Annotated in this window: 18 protein-coding genes; 10 read left to right on the top strand and 8 right to left on the bottom strand. The window is 40.4% G+C overall.

Going from position 1 to position 18,255, the window contains the following annotated elements; genetic code table 11:
* Positions 1-98: 98 nt before the first annotated feature.
* From abc-f to ACTFWY_RS00215, 3 genes are all read left to right on the top strand, one after another.
* A complete protein-coding gene (abc-f, locus tag ACTFWY_RS00225; protein ID WP_311811087.1) occupies positions 99-1,568 on the top strand; it encodes a ribosomal protection-like ABC-F family protein in 1,470 nt (489 codons plus the stop codon).
* Between the two features lie 385 nt (positions 1,569-1,953).
* Entirely contained in the window at positions 1,954-2,784 is an 831-nt protein-coding gene (locus tag ACTFWY_RS00220) for a class I SAM-dependent methyltransferase (protein WP_208775272.1), read from the top strand.
* A gap of 203 nt (positions 2,785-2,987) precedes the next feature.
* Positions 2,988-3,245, top strand: a complete 258-nt coding sequence (locus ACTFWY_RS00215) for a TfoX/Sxy family protein (RefSeq protein ID WP_003127255.1) — start codon at positions 2,988-2,990, stop codon at positions 3,243-3,245.
* A gap of 150 nt (positions 3,246-3,395) precedes the next feature.
* Here the strand turns inward: ACTFWY_RS00215 and spxB are convergent, their stop codons facing one another.
* The 4 genes from spxB to ACTFWY_RS00195 all read right to left on the bottom strand — a co-directional run bounded on the left by spxB (position 3,396) and on the right by ACTFWY_RS00195 (position 8,286).
* Positions 3,396-5,123, bottom strand: a complete 1,728-nt coding sequence (gene spxB, locus ACTFWY_RS00210; RefSeq protein WP_103300106.1) for a pyruvate oxidase — start codon at positions 5,121-5,123, stop codon at positions 3,396-3,398.
* A gap of 255 nt (positions 5,124-5,378) precedes the next feature.
* Positions 5,379-6,071, bottom strand: a complete 693-nt coding sequence (locus tag ACTFWY_RS00205) for an N-acetylmannosamine-6-phosphate 2-epimerase (RefSeq protein ID WP_003127257.1) — start codon at positions 6,069-6,071, stop codon at positions 5,379-5,381.
* Between the two features lie 330 nt (positions 6,072-6,401).
* Entirely contained in the window at positions 6,402-7,265 is an 864-nt protein-coding gene (locus ACTFWY_RS00200) for an aldo/keto reductase (RefSeq protein WP_138371814.1), read from the bottom strand.
* Between the two features lie 136 nt (positions 7,266-7,401).
* Positions 7,402-8,286 (bottom strand): LysR family transcriptional regulator, encoded by an 885-nt coding sequence (locus ACTFWY_RS00195; RefSeq protein WP_123836343.1) that lies wholly within the window; start codon positions 8,284-8,286, stop codon positions 7,402-7,404.
* Positions 8,287-8,419: 133 nt separating this feature from the next.
* Here ACTFWY_RS00195 and ACTFWY_RS00190 point away from each other — a divergent pair, with 133 nt between their 5' ends.
* Together ACTFWY_RS00190 and ACTFWY_RS00185 are read left to right on the top strand one after the other, a co-directional pair.
* On the top strand, positions 8,420-8,980 hold the full coding sequence (locus tag ACTFWY_RS00190) for a sugar O-acetyltransferase (RefSeq protein WP_103300078.1): 561 nt from the start codon (positions 8,420-8,422) through the stop codon (positions 8,978-8,980).
* A 187-nt stretch (positions 8,981-9,167) separates the two neighbouring features.
* Positions 9,168-9,515, top strand: a complete 348-nt coding sequence (locus ACTFWY_RS00185) for a MerR family transcriptional regulator (RefSeq protein ID WP_103300079.1) — start codon at positions 9,168-9,170, stop codon at positions 9,513-9,515.
* 67 nt (positions 9,516-9,582) lie between these two features.
* Here ACTFWY_RS00185 and ACTFWY_RS00180 read toward each other — a convergent pair whose 3' ends face one another.
* Positions 9,583-10,050: a MerR family transcriptional regulator gene (locus ACTFWY_RS00180; protein ID WP_195957703.1), complete on the bottom strand. Its 468-nt coding sequence runs from the start codon at positions 10,048-10,050 to the stop codon at positions 9,583-9,585.
* 136 nt (positions 10,051-10,186) lie between these two features.
* Here ACTFWY_RS00180 and ACTFWY_RS00175 point away from each other — a divergent pair, with 136 nt between their 5' ends.
* Both ACTFWY_RS00175 and ACTFWY_RS00170 read left to right on the top strand, forming a co-directional pair.
* Positions 10,187-11,665 carry an MDR family MFS transporter gene (locus ACTFWY_RS00175; protein WP_060815128.1) on the top strand — a complete coding sequence of 493 codons (1,479 nt, stop codon included), beginning with the start codon at positions 10,187-10,189 and terminating at the stop codon, positions 11,663-11,665.
* Positions 11,662-12,372 carry a DUF4811 domain-containing protein gene (locus tag ACTFWY_RS00170; protein ID WP_060815127.1) on the top strand — a complete coding sequence of 237 codons (711 nt, stop codon included), beginning with the start codon at positions 11,662-11,664 and terminating at the stop codon, positions 12,370-12,372. Before ACTFWY_RS00175 ends, ACTFWY_RS00170 begins: the two co-directional genes overlap by 4 nt.
* Positions 12,373-12,480: 108 nt before the next feature.
* On the opposite strand, the gene ACTFWY_RS00165 is transcribed toward ACTFWY_RS00170, so the two are convergent.
* Genes ACTFWY_RS00165 through ACTFWY_RS00155 form a run of 3 tightly spaced genes read right to left on the bottom strand, consistent with a single transcriptional unit; the run spans position 12,481 to position 15,843 of the window.
* Positions 12,481-13,632, bottom strand: coding sequence for a pyridoxal phosphate-dependent aminotransferase (locus ACTFWY_RS00165; RefSeq protein ID WP_242387385.1), 1,152 nt, complete (start codon positions 13,630-13,632; stop codon positions 12,481-12,483).
* 17 nt (positions 13,633-13,649) lie between these two features.
* Positions 13,650-14,372, bottom strand: coding sequence for an amino acid ABC transporter ATP-binding protein (locus tag ACTFWY_RS00160; RefSeq protein WP_113849766.1), 723 nt, complete (start codon positions 14,370-14,372; stop codon positions 13,650-13,652).
* Positions 14,365-15,843 (bottom strand): ABC transporter substrate-binding protein/permease, encoded by a 1,479-nt coding sequence (locus tag ACTFWY_RS00155; RefSeq protein ID WP_005472565.1) that lies wholly within the window; start codon positions 15,841-15,843, stop codon positions 14,365-14,367. Before ACTFWY_RS00155 ends, ACTFWY_RS00160 begins: the two co-directional genes overlap by 8 nt.
* Before the next feature lie 499 nt (positions 15,844-16,342).
* On the opposite strand from ACTFWY_RS00155, the gene ACTFWY_RS00150 reads away from it, so the two are divergent.
* The 3 genes from ACTFWY_RS00150 (at position 16,343) to ACTFWY_RS00140 (ending at position 18,248) form a co-directional block, all read left to right on the top strand.
* On the top strand, positions 16,343-16,987 hold the full coding sequence (locus tag ACTFWY_RS00150; RefSeq protein ID WP_021150913.1) for a 3D domain-containing protein: 645 nt from the start codon (positions 16,343-16,345) through the stop codon (positions 16,985-16,987).
* Positions 16,988-17,212: 225 nt separating this feature from the next.
* Positions 17,213-17,878 (top strand): 2,3-bisphosphoglycerate-dependent phosphoglycerate mutase, encoded by a 666-nt coding sequence (locus tag ACTFWY_RS00145; RefSeq protein WP_021150912.1) that lies wholly within the window; start codon positions 17,213-17,215, stop codon positions 17,876-17,878.
* A 103-nt stretch (positions 17,879-17,981) separates the two neighbouring features.
* Positions 17,982-18,248 carry an ACT domain-containing protein gene (locus ACTFWY_RS00140; protein ID WP_003127269.1) on the top strand — a complete coding sequence of 89 codons (267 nt, stop codon included), beginning with the start codon at positions 17,982-17,984 and terminating at the stop codon, positions 18,246-18,248.
* Positions 18,249-18,255: the final 7 nt, after the last annotated feature.

Raw genomic sequence — 18,255 nt, 5'->3', positions numbered from 1 at the left:
GATGAGTGTCTACTTTTCCAATTATTTATGAAGGGATAGCGCCAGGCTATGCCTTTTTTGTGTTTTCCTTTTTCCTAGACGAGAGAGGGAGATCATTCATGGAAACATTAACAGTCCAATTCAAACAGATCAAAAAACAATATGGCGCTAAAGAAGTCTTGTCAATTGAGGCGTTATCCGCCTATCATGGAGAACGAATCGGGATCATTGGTAGAAATGGTGAAGGAAAGTCAACACTGTTAAAATTAATTACTGGAGAAATCCAGTCTGATAGTGGCACGATTCAGACAACCACGACCTTTAATTATTTTGCCCAAATTGGAGGGATCGAGGATTCTTACGATTTTTCATCCGTTGACTGGGAAATCATGAGCCGCTTTTCGTTACCAAAACATTCAATGGATAGCTGGAGCGGTGGGGAAGCCGCAAAGTCACGATTGGTTCGAACACTATCGAACTATGAAATGGGTCTTTTGTTGGATGAACCTACCACCCATCTGGATCAGAAAAGTATTTCATTGCTTATTGAGGAGTTGAGGCATTACTATGGTACATTGCTTTTTGTCAGTCATGATCGGTTTTTCTTGAACCAATTAGCAACGAAAATTTGGGAAATTGATCAGGGGTGTGTACGGGAATATCACGGAAACTTTGATGCGTATAAACAGCAAAAGGAAATGGAATTACTGCATCAAAAACATGCGCTTGAAAGTCACTTGAAAGAAAAGAAGCGCTTGGAAGCGGCGATTGAAAGTAAACTTCAGCAAGCTGAAAAGATTAGTAAAGTTTCTAAAAAAATGCAGCAGAAAAATAGTCGTCCTGATCGATTGGCATCATCCAAACAAAAGGATACAATTCAAAAGAATCTTCATAAAACAGCAAAGGCAATGAAAAGCCGTTTGGATCATTTAGGTGAGCATCATTCATTGACTGAGCCGAGACAAATTATTTTTCCAGCACCAAAAGGCATAGAAATTCATAATCCTTATCCGATAAAAGGAGACAACGTTTCAATTCAATATGAACAGAGAGTTTTGTTTGATGATTGTGATTTTCAATTTGGATTAGGAAAGCGTATCGCGATTGTAGGTGCAAATGGTTGTGGAAAAACGACTTTATTGAATCATATTTTAAATGATGGTAAAGGAATTGTCTTATCTCCTAAGGTAGTTTTTGCTAGTTACCAACAATTGTCCTATAAAATGACTGAATCGGAATCAATTCTTGTTTATTTAATGAAACAAACCGATTATTCTGAATCATTTGTCAGAAGTATTTTGCATAACCTTGGTTTTTGTCAAACAGAAATTTTAAAGCCCGTAAAAAAATTGAGCGGAGGAGAAGCGACACGAGTTCAAATTGCGCTGCTTTTTGTTAAACCAGCAAATGTTCTCATTTTAGATGAACCAACTAATTTTATTGATCTTCCTACGATTGAAGCCCTGGAAAAACTAATGAGGGATTATCTTGGAACAGTTATATTTACTTCTCATGATCAATTATTTGTTGATCAAGTTGCTAATGAGGTCTATCAAGTCGTTGATCAAAAACTTAAAAAAATCACTTAAACGTATGGCCATTTTCTTAATCGCATATGCTCGTAACGTTGAACGCAAAATCGTGAAAGGGTTTGCTGCAACTGCTTTAATGTGGTAAAGTATAGTCATAATTGAATGAACAGGTGATGAAGTTCGGCATAGCTGATAGTACACAATCAGTGCTATAGGTATGACTGGAAAAGAGTAAATAAAATCAATTGAACAGGCTAAAAATAACCGCTTTTGTAGGTTTATTTAAGTTGCCTAGCTATTGATTTTATCTTACTCTAACTTCTCTTTTCACGGAAGCGATGGGTAACCATCGCTTTTTTTTATTCTTTTATAGTAATCATGCAAAAGGAGGACTAAAGAAAACTATTCAGTTACACAAATAATCAATCAAAGGAGCAGAAAAATGCGAAACAAAATGAAAGACTTCATTAAACAGCCAAAAATCTATCAACAAACCGATACCCCATTCTGGACGGATGACTATATTTCTCAGAAAATGCTAGAAAATCATTTGGATCCGAGTATAGATGGGGCCAGTCGAAATCGGTCCTTTATCAAAAAATCTGCTAGCTGGATCTGTCAAAAAGTTCCACCAGCAGATTATCCAACCCTTCTTGATCTAGGGTGTGGACCAGGGCTCTATTCAGAATTGTTTGCTGAATCTGGCTATCAAGTAACAGGGGTAGATTTCTCAAAGCGATCGATCGACTATGCAAAAGAGTCTGCACGAAAAAAACAGTTGCCTATTTCCTACCTAAAACAAGACTACCTTGAGATGGAATTGACAGAAACTTTTGATTTGATCGTGATGATCTATTGCGACTTTGGTGCATTACCTGCAAACGATCGACATCTGCTGGCAGCAAACATTTATCGCTGGTTGAAGCCTGGCGGAAAATTCTTGCTAGATGTCTTTAGTGCAACGAAATATGATCAGACTGTAGTGCAGCAATCATGGGACTACTCAGAAGGAGCTGGCTTTTGGAGCGAGAACTCCTATCTTGCATTGAATAAGACCAGTAAATATCCCAACTTTGTCTGGCTAGATCAAACAATGGTGATCACTCAAGAGGATCAGATAACTTACAATGTGTGGACTAGTTGTTTTACAGAGCACTCATTGGCTGCCGAACTGGCTGCGGTTGGATTTAAAGAGTATCAGCTTTATAGCAACGTTTGTGGCGAAAGCTATACGAAAGAGAGTGAAACAATTGCGATGTTGCTAAAGAAGTAAACGGTAGGGTTACATTTTAGGGGACAATTCGCTAAAATAAAGAGGAGAGATAAAATGAAAAAAGTCTTATTGTTTCTGATGAAGCTTCCTTTTTCTGCCCATCAAAATTAATGCAGATTTGTGAAGGAATATAGGGTAACAATCAAACAAGATTTGTGCAATAAATATAAAACTGCAGAAACATCGTTGAGAGGAGGAGTATCATGGAAGAATTACAAAAAATACCGAATGTAGGAAAGGTTCTTGCCGAACACTTGCATGCGATTGGCATCGATTCGGTGGAGAAAATGAAGTCTGCAACAGCAGAAACCATTTTTATGCGTATTCGTACCCAACGGGATCCCGGGGCTTGTCTACACATGCTCTATGGGATTGAGGGAGCAATACAAGGAATTCCTAAAACGCAGATTTCAGCTGCAAGAAAGCAAGAATTGCGAACGTTTTTCCAGACTGTTTCTTGATTGATTTGCAAAGGGAGTCAAACCAATCATATTTGTGATCTAAAACACAAAAAAGAAAGACCAAACAATGCCTGACAACTTCCGCGAAAAACATTGGAAGTGTCAGATTGATTGTTCGGTCTTTTTTGTTTCTTAGGGCATAGCTTTATGCTAATTACCTTTAAGCAGTTCTCTCAAAGTAGGCATTTCTTGGACTTGGTATTTTTCTTTAAAGGCGGCGATTTCAGCTGCCGAAAATTTTTCTGGATCCAATTTCAATTCCTCTACAGGAAGTGGACGAGCATTTTCGATCTTGATATCAATAACTACAGGGCCGTTGCTGGTTTTTGCTGCATCAAAAGCAGGTGTTAGGTCTTCGTAACGAGTGATAGTATATCCTTTTGCACCAAGTGCTTCCCCAACTTTCCCAAAGTCTGCGCCTTCTAGAAAGACTCCAAATTTCTTTTGTTCGGTATCCTCTTGTTCTGCTTCAATAAATCCAAAAGAATCATTAGAGAAGACGATATTGATGATTGGTAATTGGTATTTGACTTGGGTCAAAATATCCTGCATTTGCATGGCGAAACCGCCATCCCCACTCAATGTAAAGACTTGGCGATCGGGGAAACTCAATTGGGCGGCAATTCCTCCTGGAACACCGTTCCCCATCGTAGCGAACCAGCCAGAAGTGGTAAAACGCTGTTCTCCTGTCATGTCTAAATGTCGAATACTGTTGATCGTCACATTTCCGACATCACTGACGAAAATCGCATTCGGCTCGGCAATGCGGTTAATTTCTTTGAAGATCGGTTCTGGACGAAGAGGAGCTTGTTGATTGGTGTCAAAGTGATGGCGCCAAGCATGCCAGCGAACAATGTTTTCTTGATTTGCTGCCAGCCATTGGTCTGCTGGTCGTTCGGTTCCTAGGGTGACCCATTGATTCAACGCAGTGATCCCATCGCCTAACACCGAGACATCTGTGTTGTGCCGACGCCCAAATTTCGAGGAGTCAATGTCAACTTGAACAAAATTGGCTTTCGGATTAAAGAAACGACGACCAAATGGAAAATCGCTCCCCACGAAGACAATCAGATCCGCTTCGGCTAGTGCTTCGTTCGCAGGTTTCGTGGCAACTCTTCCGGCAAAGCCAAGAAAATTCTTATACATATCAGGAACGATTCCTTTCGCCAAAACAGAAGCCGCAACTGGCATTGAAAAGAACTCGGAAAATTCTTTGATCGCTGGAAATCCGCCGAACACCCCTTGTCCAATATAAAGAACGGGTTTTTTTGCTTGTTCAAAATAGGGGAGGGCAGCTTTTAAGTCTGCTTCATTAGGTAGGATAACCCCAGTTTTATGGTTTTTGGCTGTGGCGATCTCTTGGGCTTCAATCTCTTTAAAGCCAAAATCAACGGGAATCGTCACGACAGCGACGCCCCGAAATTTATAGGCAGCCTTGATAGCTTCATCTACCACGTGTGGTAGACTTTCAGGGGACATGACCGTTCGATTGTAGATGCTGACATCCGCAAACATCGGATTTTCATTCATTTCTTGGAAATCATTGTAATTCATTGAACTTGATGCCACTTGACCGAGTAATGCTACTACGGGCACATTATCCATTTGAGCATCATACAATCCATTGATTAGGTGGGTAGCTCCAGGGCCTGCTGAGCCAAAGACAGCCCCGACTTTACCAGTTAGTTTGGCATCAGCAGCGGCGGCGAGAGCGCCTGCTTCTTCATGGCGAACTTGGATATAGCGAACGGATTCGCGTTCTTGGTATAGTGCATCCATTGTGGAATTAAATGAACCGCCGGGAATGCCATAAATGTGATCGATCCCCCAAGCCTCAAAGACTTTTACCATGGCGACACCTGCATTGATTTTTGTCATTTTCTTCACTCACTTTCTCCTCTTTCTTTCAGTATAAAGTATTCTAAAAAAGACAACAAAAAATGTGACTCGACTCACAAGGGAAACTCCCGGTTATCAGCAATCAAATTCAACAGAGGAAAAATAGTACAAAGAATAGAATACCTGCAAAAAAAGATGCACCTGTGTCAGATGCATCTAAAATCATGGTACCCTTATTCAGCCATCAGAGGCTTGTTCGCTAGAAGCCCTAGAAGTATGCGATTCTTTATGAAACTAATTGGATAATTCTGTGATAAAACGAGCCGCGATTTCTTTGGGGCGGGTAATCGCACCGCCTACCACGATACCTGCAACCCCTAGACGCTGAACTTGTTTGGCTTGTTCAGGAGAATGAATTCTTCCTTCAGCGATGACGGGCAACTGTTCAGCGACAAGTTGTTGGATCAGTTCGAGGTCGGGTCCATCTGTTGGCTCACGGTCTTTGGTATAACCCGCTAATGTTGTGCCAACAAAATCGACCCCAGCTTGGTAAGCATTGCGGCCTTCTTCAAAAGTCGCAATATCTGCCATCAGCAGCTGGTCAGGATACTTTTCTTTGATTTTTTTGATAAATGCATTGATGGTTAGACCATCGTGCCTTTTTCGCAAAGTACAATCCAGCGCAATGACTTCGACACCGGTTGCAACTAATTCATCTACTTCGCGCATCGTAGCAGTGATGAACGGTTCTTCAGGTAGGTAGTCTCTTTTTATGATACCGATGATTGGCAAGGACACTTTTTCTTTGATTTGCTGGATGTCTCGTACAGAGTTGGCACGAATTCCGACCGCACCTGCTTCTTGAGCTGCCACCGCAAAAAGAGGGATCACGCCACCTTCTTCGGTATAAAAGGGTTCCCCTGGCAGAGCTTGACAAGAAACGATCAAGCCACCAGATATTGCTTGTAAAAATTCTGTTTTGTTCATGGACGTTGCCTCCTAATTATCAATCAACTGACTAGCAATAGCCTTCAATCTGAAATTCGATCGAGGGTCTTCAAAGGGACTATAGCATGGAAAAATAGCTCTTGTAAATGATTTCTCTCTGAATGAGTCAATGGCCAAAGATCCCTGTGAAAACCGATTATTTCTGCTTTCAGCAGGCAGTCTTTCTTAAAAGTGAAGGTCAAAAACAGCGACTATAGCCACAACAACTGCAGCAACTACTTGGTAACTTAAGTTTTTAAACAAAAAACTTTTCCAAAAACATCAGCACCAAGGCAGAGCTGTTTCTGGAAAAGCGATCTTTCGTTGCAATTATTTTGTAGCGGCCCGTTTGAACACAGGAATCTCATTGTTCGAGCCATAATCATTCATAGTGATTCCTTTTAAGTGAGTCATATCTTCTTCTGAAATTGCAAAAGACACATCAGCGTTGTTCTTCATATGTTCCATGGATACTGTTTTTGGTAAAGGAAGGAGATCTAGTTGGAGGCAATAGCGAATCGCTAGCTGCGGTACTGAAACGTGATATTTTTCAGCCATAGCGGTAATTTCATGATTTGCCATCATTTCTCCATGAGCAATCGGAGAGTAAGCCTCCACAAGCAGATGATTTTTTTGACAATAGTCGATCAAGTCGAAGGGGGTATGACCAATATGGGCTAAAATTTGATTGACCATTGGTTTGATCGTACCATAATCAAATAAGTTTTGTAAGTCTGCTTTTTCAAAATTTGAGACCCCAATTGCCCGGATTTTTCCTTCTTTGTAGGCATCTTCCAGCGCTTGCCAAGCGGCGACATTTCCTTCAAAGTAATGCTCATCCTCTTGGAAGGCAGCCCATGGTTTCGGACTATGAATGATCATCAAATCAATGTAATCCAATCCTAAACGATCCAATGAGGCGTTGATTGCATCTGTGGCTTCAGCGTAATTTTTGATTTCAGCTGCCAATTTCGTCGTTACGAATAATTCTTGGCGATTGATGCCAGACGAGCGAATGCCTTCACCAACCCCACGTTCATTTTGATATGCTTGGGCAGTGTCAATATGGCGATAACCGACTTCAATCGCTTTTTTTACAGCTTCAGCCGCTTTACTATCTTCAATCATCCATGTACCATAACCAATTTTAGGAATCGACACACCATTTGATAGCGTAAATGTTTCATTCATCATGTTATTTCCTTCTTTCTTTTTGTACTAAATCTAGCATACTACTTCACCTGGACTTTAAGGCAAGAAAAAAGTTTCAGTAATAAAATATAGGGAAAGTGACCAGAAAGAATGGGTCAGAAGAACAAAAGGTAAGTGTTTAATTTTTTTTAGAAGAAAATGTTTCTTGAACCTTTGACAGAAATACTTGAGCAGCTTGAGAAAATGTCTGATGCTTTTTCCAAATAAGATTCACTCTGGCGGTGAAAGCAGGGGACAATGGGATAAAAGTTAAGGGAGTTCCTTTGGTATTCACGATTCCCGCCAAACATAAGGCACAGCCAGCTCCACTTTGAACCAAAAGAGAAGCATTGTAGAGCAAATTGTACGTACCTACGATTTGGTGCGCTGAAATCGACTGTCCCAGCCAATCTGTCAACTGTTGGTTCACCTGTGTTTGACGAGAAACAAGAAGAGGGACCTTCGCTAGATCGGATGCAGAAATCGCTGATTTAGTCGCCAATGGGTGATCTTCCCGGAGTAACAATCCCCAGTGATCTTGATGGGGCAGCTGAAGATACTCATATTTTTGCTTGTCGACAGGATCGATCACTAAGCCAAAATCGAGCAATCCACGATTGATTCTGTCTAATACATCATCTGCGTTCCCACTATAGATATGCGTGAGGACGGCAGGATGTTTTTTTTGGAAAGCGGTGATGATTTCAGCCAGCAAACGAAAGGCTTCTGTTTCGCCACCGCCAATCGTAAGCTCACCGCTGATATGTTCTTTCGTAGTAAGATTGGCCTTCGTCGTAGATACCAATTGCTGGATCTCCTTGGCTCGTTCGTAGAAATAGCGACCTTCATCTGTCAATCGAATTTCTCGGCTACCTCTTTCAAATAACCTGGTTCCTAACTCAGCTTCTAATTCTTGTAATTGCTTAGAAAGGGTAGGTTGGGATAGGTGCAATGTTTGGGCAGCTCTGGTAATGGTGCCTTCTCGGACCACCGCCAAAAAATAGTTGATCACACGTAGTTCCATCTCCTCGTCCTCCGTTTGATTATTTGTATTATAACTTTAAGGAATTATTCTATATTCATATTAAGTATTAGTTATCTTTATTTTAACGGAGTATGCTAAAGTCAACAACTTTGAATGAAATGAGGCAATAAATATGGATCGTGCTTTTCAACAACAACTAGTCAATCGTGAACTTTTAGCAGACGCACCAATTTTTCAACGAATCCACCAATACAAAGAATACAATGAGCGGATGGTTCGAGAAATGAATCAAGGGTACCATTCAGCTGACAAAATCAGAGCGTATCTCGAGCAGATCACTGGTGAAAAGATTGATGCGTCCGTAACAGTCAATACGCCCTTTTATACAGATTATGGACGACATATCCAATTTGGTCGGAATGTCTATCTTAATATTAATGTGACTTTTGTTGACTTAGGTGGTATTTTTATTAAAGACCATGTATTGATCGGACCTGGTGCTCGTCTGATAACTGTCAACCATCTGACTGATCCGAAGAAGCGTCGTGGGTTATGGGTGGCACCTATTGTCATCAAGAAAAATGCATGGATTGGTGCAAATGCGACGATTTTACCGGGAGTAACGGTAGGAGAAAATGCCATCGTGGCAGCAGATGCGACGGTAACCAAAGACGTTCCTGCCAATGTGGTCGTAGCTGGCACACCAGCAAAAATCGTCAAAACGATCGCTTGACGGGACTGTGTCATAAGTCATCATTCAACAAGTTAAACCGATTCCTATGCTATTGCTCTAGACTCCTACTTTTGCGACGAAGAGTCCCTGCACCGCAGAAGCAATAATAGTTTCGGATAGTGTTACTAGAAGACTTATGGCACAGCCACATAAGAGGACAACAAAGTCATTAAAGGAGTGTAGTCGAATGACTATTTCAGAAGTAGCAAAAATCGTTTCATTGACCCCTGTAACTTTAAGGTATTACGAGCGGGTGGGCTTATTGCCGCAAATCAAACGTACCAGCAATGGCGTACGGGATTATTCAGAAGAAGATATCCAATGGATTGATTTTATTAAATGCATGCGCAGCGCCGGTTTATCAGTGGAATCTTTGATTGAATACAATGATTTGTATCAGCAAGGGGAAAGAACGAAAGAAGCTCGCAAACAACTATTGATCGAGGAACGTGAAAATCTACGCCAACGTTTCGAGGAATTAAAAGAGACATTGAGTCGATTGGACGGCAAAATTCAGCGTTACGAACAACAATGAAAAAAAGGATTGTCGCAAGCCTAGAAGAGGGCCTGGGACAATCCTTTTTTCGATCATTGAAAGTCTGTTATTGTTGTTGGTATTTATCAATAGTCAAGGGTTGGTTTTCCGGTAATAATTCATAGTTTAATTGATTGGAAACATCGTCATGAATAATATGCAGAATTTGATTGGATTCATTGATGGGTCCAAGACTGATGATCGTGAATCGATCATCGACCACTTCCAAATTTTGCAGGACCCCGGTAAAGACTTTGCGAATATGGTGAGCGATCCGAATTTTTTCCTCTGCTTTTTCTACGGCTTTTGTCAAAGTGAATCCTTCATCGAGGAAACGTTTGATCAATTCAACTTTGATTACCGTAGGCAATCGATATTTACGTGGGGCATTCTCTTCTTGAGGGACCGATTCGATCAATCCTTTTTGTTCCCAGTAGCGTAACTGTCGCGGGGAGACTTCACACATTTGGCTCAGCTCGCTGATCCCTACCAGCAAATTGTCATTTTCTAATAATTTACGAAAGGTTTGAGACATGCTTTCTCCATTCTTGTAAAGGTATTTGTTTATATTGTAACTTGTTTTACTTTTGTGTCAAGTAGGTTGACAAATAAGTGAGAAAGTTTTAAAGTGTATAGTGCTGTTGAAAAATTTTGTGAAAAGAGTGTGAAATATGACAAATAATCGTCCTTTAGATATATACGGTAAACCGTACAATCGTTCTTTATTGGTTGTCGTTTTGCTGATCGGTACGTTTTGTACAGTATTGAATCAAACATTACTGACGACTGCCTTTCCAACCTTGATGAATGCCTTCGATATTACGGCTTCTGATGTTCAATGGTTGACGACCGGATTCTTGCTTGTTAATGGGATCATGATTCCAATTACCGCTTGGCTGATTAATAAATTCAATTCGAAAAATTTGTATTTAACTGCCATGACGATTTTCTTAATTGGTACAATTGCTTGTTTTGCAGCACCTAATTTTTCGATCTTACTATTAGGTCGTTTGATTCAAGCTGCCGGTGTTGGTATCTCCATGCCGTTGTTGCAAAATATCATGTTATCGATCTTTCCGCCAGAAAAACGCGGTTCTGCAATGGGAATGTCGGGGATCGTTATTGGGTTGGCACCAGCTTTAGGCCCAACACTATCCGGCTGGATCATTGACCACTATACTTGGCGCTATTTGTTTGGAATGGTCATTCCAATCGTTATTTTAGTATTGATCTTAGCTGTCTTCTTGATGAAGAGTGTTATCGAGCTGTCTCATCCGAAAATTGATATTTTTTCTGCCATTCTTTCAACCATCGGTTTCGGAACATTGTTGTATGGTTTTTCCAGTGTCGGAGACAAGGGCTGGGGAAGCGTGGAGGTCATTAGTTTCTTAGTAGTTGGGGTCTTGTTTATCGCCTTTTTTGCTTGGCGACAATTGCACATCGAGCATCCATTTTTGGAATTACGCGTCTTTTCATCGAAAACATTCACATTAGCGGCCATTCTTTCCGGTGTGACCAATATGGCCATGGTGGGCGCAGAAATGGTCTTGCCTTTATATATCCAAAATATTCGGGGAGAATCTGCCTTTCATTCTGGTTTGATGCTTTTACCTGGGGCATTGGTAATGGGGGCGATGATGCCGATCACTGGGGCAATTTTTGATAAGTATGGGGCAAAGCGTTTAGCTATTACCGGTATGTTCATTTTGACTGCTGCAACATTGCCTTTTGCCTTTTTAACAAAAGACACACCGATCTTGCATATCGTCATTCTTTATGCGATTCGTATGTTTGGGATTTCCATGGTTATGATGCCAGTTACTACTTCTGGTATGAATGCTTTGCCAGGAAACTTGATCAGTCATGGTACAGCAGTTAATAATACTTTCCGTCAAGTTGCCAGCTCAATTGGAACGGCGATTTTGATCAGTGTCTTATCAAATGTAACCAAAGGAAATCTTCCAAGTGATGGCTTGTTGAAGGCAACACCGCTTGCTTACAAAGAAAAAGCGATCGAAGCAACACTTTCTGGTTATCATGCTGCTTTTTATGTCGCTGTTGTCTTTGGCTTTTTAGGCTTTTTGATTGCCTTTGCATTGAAGAAAAAAGAGCCTCAGTTGACTGTTCTTAAAGGAGGTGACGGCAAATGATGTTAGTGATTGTCGTCATCAGTGTAATTGCCTTTGCGTTATTAAATGTTTTTGCCAAAAATAAAGTCCAAACTGTTATTTCACTTCTCTTTGGTTTGGTTTTTGTCTTAAGCTTAACAGCAATGATGGCCAATCTATCCGCACATTTTGGGATGGAAAAAACCACCACAACGACTACACAGCCGTTAGTTTCAAGCAGTGACAATGATCAGTTGCCAATGCTGTTGTATCAACCTTTGGGTGATGGAACTGAGAAAATCTATTTGTACCGCACAGATGAGTCGCAAAAGAAACCAAAACAAACAAGAATGGACCATGTGACGAATCATGTCGTCGAAGATGCCAAATCGGCACAAAAAGAAACGAAAACGACCCGTTGGACGTATAAAAATGATTTTTATCGTTTCTTGTTTGGAATAGCTGGGAATGATGAAGAGTTTATTCGTGAAAAGAATACGTTCTCTCTTCCAGATTCTTGGACTCTCTTAACTGTTGATCAAGCGAAAAAACTAGCCAGTCTTGTTGAAAACCAACAAGAAGCGATGAAAACAGAAGCAAAAACTTTTGTTCAAGAGAAGATGCAAGCCGCTTTGATGGCTGACCCAACAATGGATGCGGCGGAACAAAAAGCAAAAATCAGTCAATTCACTGCAGAATATCAAAAAGAAGCAATAGCAAAACTGATTGAAGAAGCAAAAAAAGAATAAAAAAATCCCTCTGCAACTAGAGTGATTGAACCATTCGCCAAAAGTTAGCCATAAAAGCTAACTTTTGGGAGTGATTCACTCTCTTGGAGCAGAGGGATTTTTTGTTGATTAAAAAGTGAACTGCTCAATGCGATCAAAGGCTTCTCTTAGCATTGGCATTGATTGCGTAGCAGCTAAACGGACATAATGATCACCAGTCGTCTCACCAAAAGCTTTACCGGGAATCATTAGCACGCTAGTATCTTTTAAAAGTTTTTCAACGAAAGTAACAGAATCCAAGCCAGTTTTTTCTATGTTGATGAAGGCATACATACTTCCTTTGACAGGAGACAAAGAAAGAAAAGGAATAGTAGCGACTCGTTGCTGAATGTAACTTAGCCGTTTTTTGAAGGTTTCCACGACTGCTGGAACAAGTTCGTCGTAGTGATTCAACGCATAGATTCCCGCTCGTTGTGAGGGGGTAGGAGCAGAATAAGCAATACTTTCATTAATCAACTTGGCTGTCTGATTGATGGATAAAGGAGCGATCATGTAACCAATCCGCCAGCCAGTCATAGCAAAAGCTTTTGAAAAACTGCTAAAAGTAATCGTCCGTTCAGGCGCAAAAGTGGCCATAGGAACAAACTCTTCCATAAAACAAAAGGCTTCGTACACTTCATCTGACAAGATCAACAAATCATTTTCTTCGGCAACTTCAGCAATTGCTTTAAAAGTTGTCGGCGAAAAGACAGCACCAGTGGGATTGTTGGGAGAATTAATGATAATGGCTTTTGTTTTGTCGGTAATCGCTGCTTTTAATACATCAATAGCGATCTGAAAACCATCTTTTTCAAAGGTAGGGATGAAAACCGGGCTTCCGCCAGCCATTTCAACTTGCTGCTTATAAGGAGAAAAGTAAGGCTCATGGATAATTACTTCATCTCCAGGATCCAAGATCGCGCACAAAGCAAGATACATGCCATGTAACGCACCAACTGAGGCCCGTACTTGATCGTTGGAGAAAGTCAATCCATAATGGGTCTGATAAAAATCGACAACAGCTTGAATAAAATCGGCACTGCCATCAGAAGCCGTGTATTTTGTATGTCCATTTTTGACGTCCGTAAAAGCGGCAGCAATGATCGACTGATCAGTAATCAAATCAGGATCGCCGATGGACAGATCTATCAAATTTGGTGTTTTCTTGGCAATCGTTGCAATGTCCATTAGTAGATTTTCTTCGGGTGTTTGAAATCGTTGTGCAATCATCGACTGTTTCATAGGTTCATCTCCATTTTTTATAGTACTTTTCTTAAAAAATCTTGTGTGCGGCTATTTTGCGGATGGTCAAAGATCGCTTCAGGTGTTCCTTGTTCTTGAATGATACCGTCAGCCATGAAGATCACGCGATCCGCTACTTGCTTGGCAAAGCCCATCTCATGAGTCACAACGACCATCGTCATGCCTTTCTCGGCGAGTGCCTGCATCACCGCTAATACTTCACCAACCATCTCCGGATCAAGTGCAGAAGTCGGCTCATCAAAAAGCATCACATCTGGATCCATAGCCAACGCACGAGCAATAGCTACTCGCTGCTGTTGCCCACCAGATAAACTTGCAGGATAGCTAGTCGCTTTGTCCGCTAATCCAACTTGTTCCAAAAGTGCGTAGGCTTTTTTCTCAGCGGTCTCTTGATCTTGTTTTTTTACTTTTATGGGGCTGATGGTGATGTTCTCCAAAACTGTTTTATGAGGAAACAGATTAAAGTTTTGGAATACCATACCCATTTTTTGACGAATTTGATCGATCACAATCTCTTTAGCCAAAAGATCGTTTCCTTCAAATTCGATTTGACCACTGGTAGGTTGTTCTAAAAGATTCAAACAACGCAGAAAAGTACTTTTGCCGCTTCCAGAAGGTCCAATGATCACAACGACTTCACCCGTGGAGATTTCAAGATCGATCTCTTTCAGAACTTCTGTCGCACCAAAATTTTTTAAAAGTTTTTTTACGCTAATCACTTGTTTTCATTCTCCTTTCTGCAACTCCTAGTAATCGTGAAAGAGCAAAAGTCAAGACAAAATAAATCAAGGAAACAATCACGTATGGTAGGAAAGGTTTGAAACTGGCACCTTGGACGACCCCTGTTTGGAAGATCAATTCGGAGACACCAATGACAGAGACAACAGAAGACTCTTTGATGACTGTCACAAATTCATTGCCGAGAGCAGGTAAAATGTTCTTGATGGCTTGCGGAAAAATAATGAAGCGCATCGCTTGAACTTGATTCATTCCTAATGAACGGGCTGCCTCCAACTGACCTTTGTTGACCGCATTGATCCCCGCACGAATGATTTCAGCCACATAGGCGGCACTATTAAGTGCAAGAGCGATACAACCTGCCGTTAATTTGGATAAATCCAGACCTAGTACGCCAGTCCCAAAATAAACGATAAAGATCTGTACTAAGAGCGGGGTACCTCTCACGTATTCAATATAAACAATCGCAATCCAACGCAAAATTTTTGACGCAGAAAGTTTCATAAATGCCAGTAGACTACCAGCAATCGAGCCAAAGAGTACACCGACAAAGGCTAAAAAAATAGTATAACCGGCTCCTGAGAGATAAAAGGGCAGATATTTGCTAAAGAAGCCTTCTTCAGGTGCTCCTGTTTCTTCATTGAACATTAGAGCATAGGCTTCATCTTGATATTGACTCAATAGATCGTTATCGACAATCGTCTTGATGGAAGCATTGATTTTTTCCAGGAGCAGCGGCGCCTCTTTTGAAATAGCAATCGCTGTTTCTTTCGTACCTTTCTCAAAGACCACATCGTCGGCAATTGCTAAGTTATCATTTGATTGAACATAGGCTTCCGCCACAGGACCTTCCATCACAACAGCATCCACTTTTTTTGAGTTTAAATTTGTGATCAGATCCGGAACTTTTTGCAAAGAGGTTACAAGTGAGCCGGACAACTCATTTTTAGCTAATTCTTCTTGTGTGGTTTGTTTTTGAGCACCGACAGCTACACCGTTGAAATCTGCTGTTGATTGAAACCGGTTCTGATCTTCTTTTCGAACAATCACTTTTTGTTGGACTTCCATATAAGTGTCAGAAAAGTTGACTTCCTTTTTACGTTCATCGGTAGCAGCCATCCCCGAAATGACAAGATCGATTTTTCCAGTTTTTAATGCTCCTAACAGCGCATCGAAACCTAATTCTTCAATTTTAAGATCGACACCTAGATCATCAGCGATTTTTTTGGCAATTGATAGATCAAAGCCGACAATTTCGTCTTTGCCATCAATCGTGGTATGAAATTCATAGGGGGCATAATCCGCAGATAAGCCAACGATCAATGCGCCATTTTGTTTTATTTTTTCATAGACGGGATCTGTTGTTTCAGCGTGTACCAGTTTTGTGGTAACACAAAAGAACAGGACGATCAGTATCATTGTTGAAGCGAACCATTTACACATCTTTTTCATTCAATTACTCCTTTTTTTGTTTTAAAATACAATAATAGCTTGAATTATGTATAAAAATACAACAAACGTTAGAAATATCGTATCACACCTTTTTGGTAAGTCAATCCCTTTCTTGGAAAAATCACGAAATATATTTGAGTTTTCAGAAAAAACAGTGTTTTCTATAAGTTTACAGGTTGAATTGTTTTTTACAAATTTGTAATATAAGAAAATTTATTTCAGAAAATTTCCGGAAATTATGAAAATATTTAAGATTCATTCGGCTTTTTTGATTAGCTTAAAAGAAACTTGTAACAGTTAATCGATCTTCTGTTTACTATTAAAGCCTTATTTAGCAAGGTTTTAAGTATTTCTATTTTTTATTTGGTACGTTATTTAATTTCTTTTATCAAAGTGAAATATTTCGTCATCGAACTGTTACCAAGGACTTAACGTATCTTGCTATTATTTATCAAGTCGTTACGACGAAAACTTACATAGAGCGAGGAAAATAAAATTTATGAAATCAATTAAAACATTCGTATTAACTACAGCCACAATTGCTGGTTTTGCTGCATTAAGTACAACTGCTAACGCAGACGAAATCAAACACGTGGTGAAATCTGATGACACATTATCTGGTCTTTCTTTAAAATACTTTGGTAATTTAGATCATATTGATCAAATTGCAAAAGACAACAAACTGAAAGATCCTAACATCATCTATGATGGTACAACTCTGATTATTGACACCGACAAAAAAGTATCATCAGATAACCAAGCAAGTGAACAACCTGCAAAAGAAACCACACAAGCAGAAGACCAATCTGCCAACGAAAACCAATCTGAATCTGCAGCAAGCAGCTATTCTGGAACAACGATGACGATGGAAGCAACAGCATATAGTTCTGATCCAGCAGATGTTTTAGGCGGCGGAACTGTGACAGCTACCGGCCAAAACTTGTTGGAAAATCCGATGGCAGTTGCGGTGGACCCATCTGTGATCCCTCTAGGCACAAGACTTTATGTTGAAGGTTATGGAGAAGCCATCGCCAGCGATACCGGTGGTGCGATCAAGGGAAATATCATCGACGTGCATTTCCCAACAAATGCACAATGCGAACAATGGGGCCGTCGGACCGTTCAAGTAACGATTCTTGATTAATTTCTCCAAATTTTAAGAACAGACCCATGCACGTATGAGGCTAGGACATAAGTAAAAACAGTCAGAAAGATTCTCGAGAGGACAATTGTTCCTTAAAGATCGGGTCTGGCTCAACTTATGCCTAGCCTTTTTGTATACTCAGATAAAAAAAGGATGCCTCTGTGAACTTTGCCCAAGACATTTTGCTTTTTTCTTGAGATAATGAATCAAAGAGGAGGCGTTCAAGTGAAGGTAGTATTGATACGGCATGGCGAAAGCGAAGCAAATTTTGAAAACTATTGGACGGGCTGGCTGGATGTGGCCTTGACAGCAAAGGGTCGGGAACAAGCTTGGCAAGCGGGAGAAAAAATCAAAGAATTGGGTATTTCTTTTGATGTAGCATTTGCTTCTTATCTTCAGCGAACCATCATCACCTGCAACACTGTTTTGGAAGCAAGCGCTCAATTGTGGGTACCTACCTATAAGACATGGCGGTTGAATGAACGACACTACGGACAGTTAGTCGGTGTCAATAAAGATGAAATGGTTGCTCGTTATGGAAAAGGTCAAGTCCAAAAGTGGCGACGAGGGTATAATGAACCGCCGCTGTATGTTTCAGAAAATCATTTTGATCGTCGTTATGACGACTTAGATCCACGCTTGATTCCTAAAGGAGAAAACCTAGGAATGGTCGTTGAAAGGATCACCCCTTTTTGGTCGGATGATGTTGTTCCCTTCATTCGATCAGGAAAAAATGTCTTGATCACAGGCCATGGCAATAGTTTGCGGGCTTTAGTGAAGTATTTGGAGAATGTACCTGAAGAAGAAGTCGACAAAATCGATGTCCCCAATGCAGAGCCAATCATTTATACCTTTGATTCACAAGCTGTTTTACAAGAACGGTTGGGATAAAGACGAACATTATTACTAAAAACCGCGCTTTCGTATGAAGTTTCATCGAAAGTGCGGTTTTCTTATGCTATAATAAGAAAAATTTTATGAAAGGCGGGCTCTTATGAAAGCAGTATTGACCGTTATTGGAAAAGACAAGGTAGGGATCATCGCAGGGGTTAGCCAACTATTGGCAGAATTAGACATCAATATCCTCGATGTTTCACAAACCATCATGGAAGAATACTTTACGATGATGATGTTATTATCGATGGAGGCAAATGCAGATTTTGAAACGATTCGTGAGCAATTGCATACCAAAGGCGAAACACTAGGTGTTAAAATCAGTATTCAAAACCAAGAAATTTTTGATACCATGCATAAATTATAGGAGGTCT

Source organism: Enterococcus sp. 125944 (assembly GCF_051909435.1).
Classification (GTDB): domain Bacteria; phylum Bacillota; class Bacilli; order Lactobacillales; family Enterococcaceae; genus Enterococcus_D; species Enterococcus_D gallinarum.
The sequence above is the reverse complement of the archived record's forward strand: the minus strand, read 5'-3'. Positions and strand labels throughout refer to the sequence as shown.